12 protein-coding genes, 1 tRNA gene and 2 pseudogenes are annotated in these 14007 nt (G+C 68.1%); 6 read left to right on the plus strand and 9 right to left on the minus strand.

What is annotated here, in order from left to right; translation table 11 throughout:
• The 5 genes and pseudogenes from ACTIGJ_RS18490 to ACTIGJ_RS18510 form a co-directional block, all read right to left on the minus strand.
• A pseudogene (locus ACTIGJ_RS18490) lies at nucleotides 1–203 on the minus strand (hypothetical protein); the annotation flags it as partial.
• 150 nt (nucleotides 204–353) lie between these two features.
• Nucleotides 354–429 (minus strand) — tRNA-Phe (locus ACTIGJ_RS18495).
• A gap of 79 nt (nucleotides 430–508) precedes the next feature.
• Entirely contained in the window at nucleotides 509–799 is a 291-nt protein-coding gene (locus ACTIGJ_RS18500) for an oxidative damage protection protein (RefSeq protein ID WP_439641805.1), read from the minus strand.
• Nucleotides 800–864: 65 nt separating this feature from the next.
• Nucleotides 865–1926 (minus strand): annotated as a pseudogene (mutY, locus tag ACTIGJ_RS18505) (A/G-specific adenine glycosylase); the annotation flags it as partial.
• Nucleotides 1923–4472, minus strand: a complete 2550-nt coding sequence (locus tag ACTIGJ_RS18510) for an AsmA family protein (RefSeq protein ID WP_439641806.1) — start codon at nucleotides 4470–4472, stop codon at nucleotides 1923–1925. The pseudogene mutY and the gene ACTIGJ_RS18510, both read right to left, overlap by 4 nt.
• Nucleotides 4473–4640: 168 nt before the next feature.
• Between ACTIGJ_RS18510 and rimO the strand changes: the two genes are divergently transcribed.
• Genes rimO through ACTIGJ_RS18530 form a run of 4 tightly spaced genes read left to right on the plus strand, consistent with a single transcriptional unit; the run spans nucleotide 4641 to nucleotide 8214 of the window.
• Nucleotides 4641–6020: a 30S ribosomal protein S12 methylthiotransferase RimO gene (gene rimO / locus ACTIGJ_RS18515; protein ID WP_439641807.1), complete on the plus strand. Its 1380-nt coding sequence runs from the start codon at nucleotides 4641–4643 to the stop codon at nucleotides 6018–6020.
• A 7-nt stretch (nucleotides 6021–6027) separates the two neighbouring features.
• Nucleotides 6028–6306 (plus strand): hypothetical protein, encoded by a 279-nt coding sequence (locus ACTIGJ_RS18520; protein ID WP_439641808.1) that lies wholly within the window; start codon nucleotides 6028–6030, stop codon nucleotides 6304–6306.
• A gap of 7 nt (nucleotides 6307–6313) precedes the next feature.
• Complete coding sequence (locus ACTIGJ_RS18525) at nucleotides 6314–7015, plus strand: pseudouridine synthase (protein WP_439641809.1); 702 nt, start codon at nucleotides 6314–6316, stop codon at nucleotides 7013–7015.
• On the plus strand, nucleotides 7009–8214 hold the full coding sequence (locus ACTIGJ_RS18530) for an NAD(P)/FAD-dependent oxidoreductase (RefSeq protein ID WP_439641829.1): 1206 nt from the start codon (nucleotides 7009–7011) through the stop codon (nucleotides 8212–8214). The genes ACTIGJ_RS18525 and ACTIGJ_RS18530 overlap by 7 nt, the downstream gene beginning before the upstream one ends.
• On the opposite strand, the gene ACTIGJ_RS18535 is transcribed toward ACTIGJ_RS18530, so the two are convergent.
• Nucleotides 8201–8587, minus strand: coding sequence for a hypothetical protein (locus tag ACTIGJ_RS18535; RefSeq protein WP_439641810.1), 387 nt, complete (start codon nucleotides 8585–8587; stop codon nucleotides 8201–8203). The genes ACTIGJ_RS18530 and ACTIGJ_RS18535 overlap by 14 nt on opposite strands.
• Nucleotides 8588–8654: 67 nt before the next feature.
• Nucleotides 8655–10847, minus strand: a complete 2193-nt coding sequence (locus ACTIGJ_RS18540) for a TIR domain-containing protein (protein WP_439641811.1) — start codon at nucleotides 10845–10847, stop codon at nucleotides 8655–8657.
• Between the two features lie 167 nt (nucleotides 10848–11014).
• Here ACTIGJ_RS18540 and ACTIGJ_RS18545 point away from each other — a divergent pair, with 167 nt between their 5' ends.
• Together ACTIGJ_RS18545 and ACTIGJ_RS18550 are read left to right on the plus strand one after the other, a co-directional pair.
• Complete coding sequence (locus tag ACTIGJ_RS18545; protein ID WP_439641812.1) at nucleotides 11015–11899, plus strand: acyl-CoA thioesterase; 885 nt, start codon at nucleotides 11015–11017, stop codon at nucleotides 11897–11899.
• A 29-nt stretch (nucleotides 11900–11928) separates the two neighbouring features.
• Entirely contained in the window at nucleotides 11929–12495 is a 567-nt protein-coding gene (locus ACTIGJ_RS18550) for an ACP phosphodiesterase (RefSeq protein ID WP_439641813.1), read from the plus strand.
• A gap of 40 nt (nucleotides 12496–12535) precedes the next feature.
• On the opposite strand, the gene ACTIGJ_RS18555 is transcribed toward ACTIGJ_RS18550, so the two are convergent.
• Entirely contained in the window at nucleotides 12536–13441 is a 906-nt protein-coding gene (locus ACTIGJ_RS18555; RefSeq protein ID WP_439641814.1) for an acyltransferase, read from the minus strand.
• Nucleotides 13442–13459: 18 nt separating this feature from the next.
• Nucleotides 13460–13993 carry a hypothetical protein gene (locus ACTIGJ_RS18560; RefSeq protein WP_439641815.1) on the minus strand — a complete coding sequence of 178 codons (534 nt, stop codon included), beginning with the start codon at nucleotides 13991–13993 and terminating at the stop codon, nucleotides 13460–13462.
• Nucleotides 13994–14007: the final 14 nt, after the last annotated feature.

The raw sequence follows: 14007 nt of genomic DNA on the forward strand, positions 1-14007 counted from the left end.
AGCGTCAGATCCCGCGCTTCGACCGTCTTGGCGAATCGATCCTTGCCGCGGCCATCGGTCAGCCCAGTCAGCCACTGCTGGGCCTGCTCGAAGGTTCCGAAGGTGCGCACGACACGCTTGCCGTCATGGCTGAAGCGCGCGTGAAACTGGTGCTCACCCCGATGGGCGATCGTCCCGGTATTGGGCCTGCCTGTCCTTGCCATCCGCCATCCCCTTCGTTGGGGGACGGTATCCGCGGATGCCGGAACCTGAATTTAGGCGCAAGTTTAGGCGCAAAAACTCGGTTTGGAGCAGTTGATTGAAATTTCAGCAAATACGAAAGCCTGTTGAATCAATGACTTACGCTCTGGAAATGGTGGCCGAGGACGGAATCGAACCGCCGACACGGGGATTTTCAATCCCCTGCTCTACCGACTGAGCTACTCGGCCAACGTGCTGCTGAGGCTGCCGCGCCGTAACGCGGAGCGCGATTAGACGCGAGCCGCTTCCGGGCGTCAAGCGTTTGTGTTCAGGCCCGGCGCGGGCCGGCCGGTACCGGCGGCACGTAGCCGGTCGGGGTCAGGTCGCCGCCGCCGTAGAAGTACTTTTCGAGTTCGGTCATCAGGAACTTGCGCGACTCGGCGTCGGCCAGCGACAGGCGCATTTCGTTGATCAGCCGGGTCTGGTGCGCAAGCCAGTCGGCCCAGGCTTTTTTCGAGACCTGCTCGAAGATCCGCTGGCCGAGGTCGCCGGGGACGGGCGGACGCGGGAGGCCTTCGGCTTCTTGCCCGAGCTTGATGCAGTGGACGGTGCGGGACATGGATCGGTTGCGCTCGTGGGGGCGGAGGTCGGGATGGCGTAGTGGCGGCTCAGGAAACCGAGCACCGGCGCTGGCAGGCCGATGCCGGCCAGGGCGTCGACGCTGCGGGCGCTGATGGTAAGCCAGCGCTGGCCAGGGCGTTCATGGATGTCGCCGGCAACGGCGTCATCGTCGATCACCGCGCAGAGCAGCGGCGTCAGTTCCAGTTCGAAGTGGGTGAAGGCATGGCGGAACGCCGGCAGCGTGTCGAGCGGCTCGATGCAGACGCCGTGGCGTTCGCGCAGCAATTGGTCTGCCGATTCGCCTTCAGCGGCCACCGGCAGGCTCCACAAGCCGCCCCAGATGCCGGTCGGCGGACGCCGTTCGAGCAGGATCGCGCCCTGCCCGTTCTCGACCAGCAGCAGGGTCGCGCGCCGGTAGGGCCGTGCCCGCGCCGGCTTCGGCGACGGGAACTCGGCCACCCGGTCATGGCGATGGGCAACGCAGTCATCGGCCACCGGGCAACGGGCACAGGCCGGCGCCCGCGCGGTACACAGCGTGGCGCCCAGATCCATGATCGCCTGCGTGTAATCGGCCAGACGGGTCTGCGGCAACAGCCGCTCGGAGACCGCCCAGAGCCGCTCGGCAACCTTGGGCGTGCCGGGCCAGCCGGCAATCGCTGCGTGCCGGGCCAACACCCGCTTGACGTTGCCATCAAGGATCGCGTGCCGGGCGCCGAACGCCTGGGCGAGGATCGCCGCTGCGGTGGAGCGGCCGACGCCGGGCAATGCCTGCACCGCTTCCAGATCATTCGGCATTTCGCCGCGATACAGCGAAGCCACCTGCCGGGCCGCCGCATGCAGGTTGCGGCCGCGCGCGTAGTAGCCAAGGCCGGCCCACAGCGCCAGGACTTCGTCGAGATCCGCCGCCGCCAGCGTGTTGAAGTCCGGGAAGCGGGCGACGAAGCGCTCGAAGTACGGGATGACGGTGGCGACCTGCGTCTGCTGCAGCATCACTTCCGACAACCAGACCCGGTAGGCGCTGCGCGGCGACTGCCACGGCAGCTGGTTGCGGCCGTGGATGTCGTACCAGGCCAGCAGGCGGTCGGCGAACGGGGGCTCGCCGGCCGCCGGCTTATCCCAGCTCAAGGCGCTGGAGCGGGGGCTGGCGCCGCTTCCGCCGGGGCCGGCGCGGGTGCCGCTTCGGCCGGCTTTTTCTTCTTGCCGAACAGCGAATTCAGGCCGTCCTGCAGCTTGCCTTTCAGCGCCGGATTGTTGTCCAGCTCGCCGCCCAGCTTCTTTTCCAGCTGGGTGTCGATCTTGTCGCGCAGCTTGTCGCCCTTGTCACCGACCAGCTGGTCGCGCAGGCCCTGCGTGGCCTTCTGGGTCAGCGCCGCCTTCAGGTCCAGCGAGTACTTGGGCTTGTCGAAGGTGCCGCTGACCTTGATCGGGATGACGATGCCGGCGAGATCCGGCAAATCCTTGCCGCCCTGGCCGCTGGCGGTGTTCACGATGGTCGGCTTGGCGGTGTAGTCGATGGTCTCGGTGACCAGGTTGACCTTGCCGGCGCCGTCGACGCGGAACAGCGGGCTTTTGGCATTCAGCGCATCGGACTGCAGCACGCCGTTGGTGATTTTCGCAGCCGCCGACAGTTCGGTGAAATCGGTCTGCACCGGCGCGCTGTCGTTGAACTGCTGGCCCTTCAGCAGCGCATCGCCCTTGCGCAGGATCTGGCCGAGGTTGAAGCCCTTGACCGCGCCATTGAGGAAGCTGAACGACAGGTCGCCGTTCAAGGCCTGCTTCAGCGCACCGACGGTCTTGCCGGCCGTGCTGACATCCATCGCGAAGTTGCCGTCGCCGGTCATCGATTCCTTGCCGGTGAAGTCCTTCAGCAGCGGGCCGGCGGCGATCGAGCTGAGCTTCAGCGATTCGACATAGCGGGGGGTGGCGCCCGGCGTGATCCGCGTGGTCGAGGCGATGCTGCCGCCGTAAAGCTGGGCGCCGAGGCCAATGGTCTTTTCCTGGCCCTTGAGCGCGTTGACGCGCAGCTGCACGGCGTTCATCGCCACGTTCTTCAGTTTCAGCTTGCCGATGTCGACGCTGCCGACGACGTTCAAGGTGTCGAGCACGTCGGACGGCACTTCGGTTGCGTTGACCGCCGCCTTCTCCTCCGGCGTCAGCGGCGCTTCCTTGACCGGCACGGTCGGCGTCGGCAGGTAGCGGTCGGCGTCGATGGCATCGAGCTTCAGCGCGAATTCGGCGGCCTTGGTCTTGAAGTCGCTGATCGTGGCATTGCCGGTGAACGTGCTCTGGTCGAGCTTCAGGTTCAGGTCCGTGATCCGCGCGCTGTTGGTCGAGGCGTCGAACTTGAGCCTGAGCGCCAGCGCCTTCAGGGTTTCCGGATCGTGCGTCTCGAGCTTGATGTCGAGCAGCTTCATCAGGTCGCGCGGATTCAGGTTCTTGATCGACAGCGGCCCCATGAAGCGCGGCGTATCGGTGTTCAGGCCGCTGCCATCGAGGCCAAGCGCGACTTCCAGGCCGAGGTCGGCCGCCTTCAGTTCGCCGGTGGCCAGCTTCAGCGTGCCCTTGGCGCCGTCGTAGATCGCGTCACCGGTGAAGGTCGCGGTCTGCTTGCCGCCAGGCAGCTTGTCGCCGATCGCGTTCAGCGACAGCTTCAGCCCTTCGGCGCGGACCAGCGGCGTGCCGTAGTCGGCCGACACCCGCACCGACAGGTCGGCATCGGCCTTGAGGTCCTTCAGCGCCGCCTTCAGCTTCACCGCCAGCTTTTCGGCCAGCGCGGTCTTCTTCGCCAGATCGGCCGACACGCTGCCATCGAGCGCGATGTCGGCCGTGCCGTCGGCGGTCTTGGCCTTGACCTTGAGGTCCAGCTTGTCGGCCTGGGCGATCTGCTTCTTGAGATCGGCCGACAGATCACCGCTGAGCGCGATGTCGGCGGACTGCGTCGGCAGTGTCGCCAGCAGCTTCAGCACCAGCTTCTTCGCGCTGTAGGCCTGGGCCTCAAGGTCGTACTCGACGCGGGTCGACAGCTTCACGTCGGCCGTGGCCTTCTGCGCCTCCAACGTGGTGACGAAGGCCAGCTGCAGATCAAACGGGTCGCCGGGGCTGATCGAACCGGTTTCCAGATTCAGGCCGGCCACCTGGTAGGCCTGGCCGCTCTGCTGGTCGCGGTAGCTGACATCGGCATTGCTGATGGCGATGCCGCCGATGTCGATCGACTTGAGCCCCCCGCCCTTGCTGGCCGGCTCGTCCGGCTTGTCCTCGTCGGCGCCGCCCTTGGCCAGATCGTCCCAGTTCGACTTGCCTTCCGCATCCTTGGCGAGATTCGCCTTCAGGCCGTCGAGCGCCACCTTGCCGACCACCAGCTCGCGACGCAGCACCAGCGGCAGCAGGCGCAGGCCGACATCGGCCTCGGCGACCTGCAGCATCGGCTGATCGCCGAAGCCCGGCGCATTGCTCAGGGACACGCCCTTCACGTGGGCGCCCAGCACCGGATAGATGCCGAGCTTGATCTCGCCGACCGTCAGTTCCCGGCCGGTGGCCTTTTTGGCAGCGGCGGTGATCTGGCTGCGGAAATCGTTCGGGTCGAAGAACAGCGCGAACGCGCCGACCGCCAGTACCAGCAGCAGCAGCACGGCACCGACGATGCCGAGAACGATCTTGACGAGCTTGCCCATGAGGGACTCCGAGAGCGGATGACGTGATGGCCGGCACTAGTCTATCGGCGTGCTGCCGGCCTGCGTGCGTGTCCGATTGGGACCGCCGGATCTCGCCTGGGTTCGCCTGCGCGGCCGGCCACCCCCGAACAGGTAAAATGCAGCCCTCCCCGCTTTTCCGGTGCATTCATGCCCGCTGCCGCTGCACGCCCCCGCCGCAAGACCGCCGCCGCTCTCCCGAAGTCCGCGCCGAAAGTCGGCTTCGTATCGCTGGGCTGCCCGAAGGCGCTGGTCGACTCCGAGCGCATCCTGACCCAGCTGCGCGCGGAAGGTTACGAAACGGTCGGCAGCTATGATTCCGCCGACGTGGTGATCGTCAACACCTGCGGCTTCATCGACTCCGCCGTCGCCGAGTCGCTGGATGCCATCGGCGATGCAATGGCCGAGAACGGCAAGGTCATCGTCACTGGTTGCCTCGGCGCCAAGCGCGAGGTGATCACCGAGAAGTTCCCGGACCTGCTGTCGATCACCGGTCCGCAGGACTTTCACGGCGTGATGACCGCCGTGCACGCCGCCGTGCCGCCGCAGCACGACCCGTTCCTGGATCTGCTGCCGCCTCAAGGTATCAAGCTGACGCCGCGCCACTACGCCTACGTCAAGATTTCCGAAGGCTGCAATCACAAGTGCAGCTTCTGCATCATCCCGTCGATGCGCGGCCGCTTGCGGTCGCGGCCGGTCGACGAGGTACTCGTCGAAGCGCAGAAACTGGCGCGCGCCGGCGTGCAGGAACTGCTGGTGATCTCGCAGGACACCAGCGCCTACGGGGCTGATCTGAAGTACGCGACGCGCAGCTTCCGCGACCGCGAGTACGAGACCCGGATGCTGGATCTGTGTCGCGGCCTCGCCCATCTCGACGCCCCGCACAAGCCCTGGGTGCGCCTGCACTACGTCTACCCGTATCCGCATGTCGACGGCGTCATCGAACTGATGGCCGAAGGGCTGGTGCTGCCCTATCTCGACGTGCCGTTCCAGCATGCTGCCACCAGCGTGCTGAAGCGCATGAAGCGCCCGGCGGCTGCCGAGAACACGCTGCGCCGGCTGGAAGCCTGGCGCGCAATCTGCCCGGACATCGCCGTGCGCTCGACCTTCATCGTCGGCTTCCCCGGCGAGACCGAGGCCGAATTCCAGACCCTGCTCGACTGGCTCGATGAAGCGCAGCTCGACCGGGTCGGCGCCTTCACCTACTCGCCGGTCGAAGGCGCCACCGCCAACGATCTGCCGGGCGCGGTGCCGCAGGAAGTGATGGACGAGCGCCTCGAACGCTTCATGAGCCGGCAGGCCGCGATCAGCGAAGCCAAGCTCGCCAGAAAGATCGGCAAGACGCTCGAAGTGCTGGTCGACGAGGTCGGGCCGGACGGCGTCGTCGGCCGCTCGTACGCCGATGCGCCGGAAATCGACGGCCGGGTGATCCTGAAGGGCGGCGCCAAACTCACGGCCGGCCAGCGGGTGATGGCCACGGTCACCGCCGCCGACACCCACGACCTGTACGCCACCGTCGTCAAGGGCTGATCGGCCGATGGACCGCTGGCTCAAGCCGCTGAGCTCCTGGGGCATGCTGCTGCTCAGTCTGGTGCTGTTCGGGCCGCTCAGCGCCATCTACTTCGTGTTCTGCTGGCTGGTGTCCGGCGCCATCGATCGCTTCGTGACCCGCAAGGAACGCGAGGAAACCTGGCAGCGCGCCGGACTTTCCGAGGAAGAAGTGGACCTGAAGATGCTGCCGCGCGACCGCACCGCCCGGGTGATCCGCAGCGCCTTCTCGTTCGGCGCGGCGGCCGCGCTGCACTACTTCGGCTAAGGCCCGCTTGCGCCTCAACAAGTACATCGCCGAGACCGGCGTCACCTCGCGCCGGGGTGCGGACGGCTGGATCGAGGCCGGCCGGGTCACAGTCAACGGGGCTCCGGCCACGCTCGGCACCCAGGTCAACGACGGCGATACGGTGGCAGTCGACGGCAAGCCGATCGGGGCGGCATCGGCCCATGTCTACATCGCACTGAACAAGCCGGTCGGCATCACCTGCACCACCGAGCGCCACGTCGCCGGCAACATCGTCGATTTCATCAAGCATCGCGAGCGGATTTTCCCGATCGGCCGACTCGACAAGGATTCCGACGGTCTGATCCTGCTGACCAATAACGGCGACATCGTCAACGAGATCCTCCGCTCCGAGAACAACCACGAGAAGGAATACCGGGTCACCGTCAACCGCGCGGTGACGCCCGCCTTTCTCACCTCGATGGCACGCGGCGTGTACCTGACCGAGCTGGAAGTGCGGACCAAGCCCTGCAAGGTCGAAGCGCTCGGCGAGTTCAGCTTCAGGATCATCCTGACCCAGGGCCTGAACCGGCAGATCCGCCGCATGTGCGCCGCCTTCGACTACAAGGTCGTGCGGCTGCAGCGGGTGCGGATCATCAACGTGCGTCTGGGCAACCTGAAGGTCGGCGCCTGGCGCGACCTGACGCCGGGAGAACTGCAGGGACTGCTGCCCGAGCGCAGCGTCTGGTGAGCAGCGCGGCGCCGAACACCGACGACGTGCTGGTGCTCGGCGCCGGCGCTGCCGGCCTGTTCTGCGCGTTCACGGCCGGCCAGCGCGGCCGCCGCGTGCGGGTCATCGAGCACGCCAACAAGGTCGGCAAGAAGATCCTGATGTCCGGCGGCGGCCGCTGCAATTTCACCAACACCGGCACCACCCACGCGAACTACCTGTCGGCCAATCCGCATTTCTGCAAATCGGCGCTGGCCCGCTACAAGCCGGCCGATTTCATCGCGCTGGTCGAGCGCCACGGCATCCGCTACCACGAGAAGGAACTCGGTCAGCTGTTCTGCGACGAATCCTCGAAGCTGATCGTGCGGATGCTGGTCGACGAATGCCGCGACGCCCAGGTGGCCATCGAAACCGATTGCGCGATCACCGCCGTCAGCCATCGCAACGGCCGTTACGAGGTGGCGACGCCGCGCGGCCTGTACACCGCCGCATCACTGGTGGTGGCTACCGGCGGGCTGTCGATTCCGTCGATGGGCGCCACCGGCTTCGGCTACCAGCTGGCCCGGCAGTTCGGCCATGCGGTGCTGCCGACCCGTGCCGGGCTGGTGCCGCTGACGCTTTCCGGCAAGCCGCTGGACGATCATGCCGACCTCGCCGGCGTGGCGCTGCCGGTGGAAGCGGCCAGCGGCCACCAGCGCTTCCGGGGCGCGCTGCTGATCACCCATCGGGGCCTGAGTGGCCCGGCGATCCTGCAGATTTCCTCGTACTGGCAGCCGGGCGAGCCGCTGAGCCTGAACCTGCTGCCCGATCTCGATGCCGCCGACTGGCTGGCTGCCCAGCAGGCCGAACGGCCGGCCACGATGCTGCAGACCGTGCTGGCCGAGGTGCTGCCGAAACGCTATGCGCAGCGGCTCTGCGAACGCTGGCTGCCGAGCCGGCCGCTGCGCCAGTACCGGCCGGCCGAACTGAAGGCGATCGCCGCGCAGCTCGAAAGCTGGCCGGTGACCGCCAGCGGCACCGAGGGATATCGGACCGCCGAAGTGACCTTGGGCGGCGTCGATACCGATGGTCTGGATTCGAAGACGATGGCGTCCCGGCACCAGCCAGGGCTGTACTTCATTGGCGAGGTCGTCGATGTCACCGGCTGGCTCGGCGGCTACAACTTCCAGTGGGCCTGGGCCTCAGGCCACGCCGCCGGACTCGCCGTCAGCGGTTCTTGATCTTCGGCGACGACGGCGGCAGCTTCGGATTGACGGCGCTGACCGGCTCGCTGCCGATCGGGCCATAGCTGGTGGTGACGATCTTGCCGTTGCTCAGGCGTGCGAACAGCTTGTACGCCAGATTCATGTCGGTATCGGTCAGGAAATCCATCGACAGCGTCCGGTCGGCGTTCGACAGCACCGGCGCCGAACAGGTGCCGGCCGGCGGCACGCAGTCGGGATGCCACGCGAACGGCTGGCCGGTTTCGAAGCTGCCGGTCACCGCGGCATCGAGCGTCCAGACCAGCTGGGTGCCGATGGTGGAGTCCGCCGACAGCGGGTTGACGACCAGACTGCCGGACGGCTTGGTGACGGTGATGTTGACGATGGCCACGTGGATTCCCCTGGATTGATTCGAGCTGTCATCGCCGCTGCCATCGGCAGCGACTGCGAGCGGCAGCCTAATCCAGCGCCGGCAGGTCTACCGTGATCCGGTTCAACAAGGACGCGTCAATGGGATAGATCAACCCTGCGGCGCGCACGAGACCGACGAAATCCGGCTGGCCGAAGCCACCGGCGCGCAGCGCATCGACGATCGGCTGCGCCTCGCTGCGCCGCTCCAGCTGCAGCAGCGCCCGCACCCGCAGCACCAGCAGCGTTGGCGTGCGGCTGTCGGCACCGTGACGATCCAGCAGCGCAAGCGCCTGCGCGGCCTGCCGGCGGGCGTCATCGAGCTGCCCTCGGCGACGTGCGAAGTCGGCGGCCAGCATGGCGCCGCCGGCGGCCAGCCGCAGCGAGTCGATATCGAGGTTCGGCCGCGCGCTCATCTCGGCCGCCACCGGGGCCAGCGCTGCCAGCTGGCTGGCAGCCTCGTCGCCGCGTCCCACCGCTTCCAGCAGGCGCGCGCGTTCCAGTTCCAGCGCATGCCAGGGCTCGAGGCCGAACACTTCGTTGCGCTCGGCTTCCGACATCTTGCCGACCATCTCGCGCGCCTGGTCGAGCCGCAGAAGCGCCTCCGCAGGGTGGCCGTCCATGCGCAGCGCCACGGCCCAGTCGAACAGCCCGGCCGCCTGCGAAGCGACGTTCGACAGGCTGGACGGATCGTGCTGGCGAACCTGGTCGAACAGCTGCACGGCGCGCTGCAGCCGCGCCAGCGCCGGGGTCGCCGCACCGGCCTGCATCAGCGTGCGACCGAGGATCTGCAGGCTGATCGCGCGGTTGCTGCGCGCCAGGTAATCGGCGGAATCGGCAGCAGCGGCCTCGCGCTTCAGCGCATCGTTGCGGCCGTAGGCGGCCAGCGCTTCGACCAGATCGCCGCGCAGGAAGGCGAGCTTGCCGAGGTTGTCCAGCGCATCGCCGAGTTCGGCCTGCCAGCGGCGGTTGTCCGGCTCGGCCGCGACCAGCTGCTGGCAGATGCTCAGCGCCTGCTCGTAAGCCGTTTCGGCTGCGGCCAGGTCGCCGAGCCGTTCGTGGACGTGGCCGATGTTGCCGATCAGCCACGACAGCCGCAGCCGCACGTCGGTGTCGTCCGGCGCCAGCGCGGTGGCATGCTCCAGCGCCCGCATGCTGTCCTGGAAGCGGCGCAGCGCGGCCGCGTTGTCATCGGAATTCCAGTGCACGCTGCCGAGCCAGCTCAGCGTTTCGGCATGCTCGGACAGACGCTCGACGTCATCCGGGTGGCGCGCGACCAGTGCCCCGGTCAGCCGCAGCGAGGCTTCGAAGGATTCGATCGCCGCCGCCAGGCTGCCCTGGTTCCAGCGCACCCGGCCGATCTTGTTCAGCGTTCGCGAGCGCTGCGCCAGCGCCTCGTCGGTCACGTCATCCGGCGGCAGCGACTGGAAGTACTGCATCGCCTGATCGTTGACGGTTTCCATGATGTCGAGCCGCGACACCTCGTTGAGCTTGTCGCCGAGGTCGCCGAGCATGAACTCGACCAGCGCTTCGGCCTGCTTCTGGCGCCGCTGCGCGGCATCGCTGGCGATCGTCGCGCGCACCGCGAGCAGGCCCATGATCACCGCCAGCAGCGCCGCCGCGATCGCCGCGCCGGTGATCAGCCGCACCCGGCGCTGCTGCTCGCGGCGCTTCAGATCATCGAGGCCGATGCCGAGCAGGCCGGCGATCAGCTTCAGCCGGGCATCGGCCTTGCCATCCTTGCCGGGCCGCAGATCGGCGGCGATCGGCTCGGCCGACTCGGTGCCGAGCTCGCCATCGGGCCCGAGCCGGCGGCGCAGCGCCGGCGCGAAGCACTCCTCGTGCTCGCGGCCCGGCATGTCGCTGGCCCCGGGCTCGCCGGCGATGATCAGGCACAGCAGCCGGTCGCCGCGCCCGAGCCGCTTCCACAGCAGGATTTCCTCGTTGACCCAGCGGGAGCGCGCCGCTTCCGGCGAGCAGATGGCGATCAGGCAATCGGAATCGGCCAGCGCCGCCTGAACGGTGGCGGCCAGGTCGCTGCCGCTCGACAGCTCCTCGCGATCGCGGAACACCTTGCCGATGCGCCGGCCGATGGGGCCGTAGGCACCCGGCTGGCCGACCAGCCGCTTCGGCACCCGGTAACGCTCCAGCGCCCGATGCAGCCACTGGGCTTCGGCATCGTTGCGATGGCTGTAGTTGAGGAACGCGGCATAACGCCGATGTTCCCGCGCTGGCGCGGTCATGCGAGTGGTGGCCGGATCGATCGCGACATGCCGCAGCGCCCCGTGCGCGCATGGCTGTCGCTTGTAGTGGCGTGGACCGTAGTGAGTGGCATCGGGGCTGTCAATGCTGGCCGGGCCGGGGCATCGCCCGTAAGCTGCGGCCTTGCGACTGCCGCTACCCCATGCCCATGAACCGCTGCCTGAGTGACCTCTGCACCCTGCTCGACCTGGAGACGCTGGAGGTCAACCTGTTCCGCGGCCAGTCGCGTGATCTGGGCGGCAGAAGCGTCTACGGCGGGCAGGTGATCAGCCAGGCGCTGGTGGCCGCCACCCGCACCGTCGACGAGCAGCCGCCGCACTCGCTGCACGCCTATTTCCTGCGCCCGGGCGACATGGAAGCGCCGATCGTCTACGAGGTCGATCGGGTCCGCGATGGCCGCAGCTTCACCACCCGCCGAGTGCAGGCGATCCAGCACGGCCAGCCGATCCTGAGCCTGATCGCCTCGTTCCAGCGGCCTGAAACCGGCTTCGAGCACCAGCTGCCGATGCCGCCGGTGCCGACCCCCGAACAGCTGGGCGACCAGCGCCAGCAGCGCCTGGCCTGGCTGGCGGCGGAACTGGCGCGCAACCCGGCGCTGCCGGAACGCATCCAGTACCTGTTCACCCGCGAGCAGGCCTTCGAGTTCGCCTGGATCGACCCGCCGAACCCATTCGATCCCGACGTGCGGGCGCCGCAGCAGGGCATCTGGTTCCGCGCCGCCGGCCAGTTGCCGGACGATCCGCTGCTGCACCGCTGCGTGCTGGCCTACGCCTCCGACTTCAACCTGGCCGCCACCGCGCTGCTGCCGCATGCGCGCAGCTGGTTTTCGCCGGACATGATCGTCGCCTCGATCGACCACGCGCTGTGGTTCCACCGCGACGTGCGCGTCGACGACTGGCTGTTCTATTCGATGGACACGCCGACCGCGCAGTCGGTGCGGGGCTTAAGCCGCGGGCTGATCTACGACCGCGACGGCCGACTGGTGGCGAGCGCGGCGCAGGAATGCCTGATGCGCCAGATCAAGCCGGCCTGAAGCCGGCCGCGCGGCCGCAGCCGGCAGCCGTGAATTTCCTCGCCCACCTCTGGCTGACCGAACGTGCCGGGCTGCCACTGGTGGGCGCCGTGCTCGGCGATGTCGTGCGCGGGCGGCTCGAAGGCCGCTTGCCGCCGGCGCTGGAAGCCTCGATCCGCTTTCATCGGCAGATCGATGTCGCCACCGACCGCCACCCGCTCAGCCTTGCCGCCCGCGCCCGCTTCGACAACGGCGCACGGCGCTGGTCGGGCATCGTGCTCGACGTCGTCCACGATCACGCGCTGGCGCTGGACTGGCCGGAGCAGGAGCCGCTGGACGCCTTTGCCGTGCGCGCCGCCCGCGCGGTGGCCGATCCTGGTGCCTGGCAGCTGGCAGCCGATCGGCCGCCGCCCGACGCCGAGCGCTTCGCTGCCCTGCTGCTGTCCTACCGCGACGGCACCGGCATCGACCGGGCGCTGGCGCGGATCGCTTCGCGGCTGCGCGATCCCGCACCGCTGCTCGGCCATGCCGCTGGCTGGCGCGACCACCTGACGGCCGTGCGCGAGGACAGTCCCCGACTGCTGGCCGATCTGCAGCAGCTGGTGCCGGCGCGCTGAGGCGTCACACCTGCGGCGCGCGGCCGACGAGCAGCCGGTGTCAGCCGCGCCGGGCCTCGGCCAGCAGTTCGCCGATGCGCTGGTCCTTGGCCGTCCACATGTCGCCGATCCAGCTCTGGAAGTTCTTGCGGAACTGCTTGTCGTTCTCGTACTCGCCGACGTACATCGCGTGCGGCACGGTGATCTCGCGGACCTCCACGATCACTTCCGACAGCCGGCCGCACATGAAGTCCCAGAAGCCTTTCGAGCCGCCGGGGTAGACGATGGTGACGTCGAGCAGCGAGTTGACGTTTTCCCCCAGCGCCCGCAGCGCCAGCGCGAAACCGCCGGATTTCGGCTTCAGCAGATAGGTGTACGGCGAGCGGGTATCCGCATGCTTGGCCGGCGTGAAACGGGTGCCCTCGAGGAAGTTGAGGATGGTCACCGGGATGTTCTGGTAGCGCGCACAGACCTTGCGGGTGGTCTCGAAATCCTTGCCGCGCATTTCCGGGTGCTTGGCGAGGTATTTCGACGAGTAGCGCTTCATGAACGGATAGTCGAGCGCCCACCAGCACAGGCCGAGCACCGGCACCCAGATCAGTTCCTGCTTGATGAAGAACTTGAAGAACGGCGCGCGGCGATCGAACGCCTTCATCAGCACGTAGATGTCGTTCCAGCTCTGGTGATTGGAGCTGACCAGGTACTGGCCTTTCAGGTTCAGGCGGTCGACGCCGCGGATCGTCCAGCGTGTCGGCAACAGCACATCGCCGAGCCAGGTGTTGACCGCCGCCCAGTACTGCCCGCACCAGGCGGAGGCGCGCGAGAACAGGTCACGCAGGCTGCGCAGCGGCGAGATCAGCTTGAACACCGCGAAGATCAGCAGCGGCGTGGCCCAGAACAACGTGTTGACGATCAGCAGCAGCATCATCAGCGCGCCGACCACCGGGCCGGGCAGGTATCGCAGCATCAGGGGATTCCTCTTGGTCTATCGTGGGGTGGCGGTGGTCGCCGTGACCGCGCGCCGCCGCCCGGCGGGATCGGCGATCTCGACGCGCGCATAAGGCCCGGCCGGCAGGCCGACCAGCACGCAGGGGCTGGTACCGCCCGGCGGCGGCGCTTCGTCGGCATGCGGGCGCAGGAAGCTGGCGGTCAGCCGCAGCACCGGGCCGCGCAGTTCCGCCCGGCGGCTGATGGCAATGCCGTAACCACCGTCCGGACGGTGGCCGAGATCGATGACGGCGAACGGCCCGTCGGGCAGCGCTTCGCCGCCGATCAGGTCGATGCCGCGCGCCTGCTGCCAGGCCTGGACGGCCTCGACATCGGCCAGCCGTTCGATGCGGACGGCATCGGCCGGGGCGGCACATTGGGACAGCCCGCGCAGCTCGGTGACCTCGACTTCATCCGGCCGGCTCAGTTGGGCCGGCAGCAGGGAGCCGTCAGGCAGCGTCGTACAGGCCGCAAGCCCTGCGCAGGCCAGCAGCGACACCACCGGATGCGACGTGATCGGGATACCGCGCATGCCACCTCGTCTGC

Source organism: Nevskia sp., assembly GCF_051860985.1.
Taxonomy (GTDB): Bacteria; Pseudomonadota; Gammaproteobacteria; order Nevskiales; family Nevskiaceae; genus Nevskia.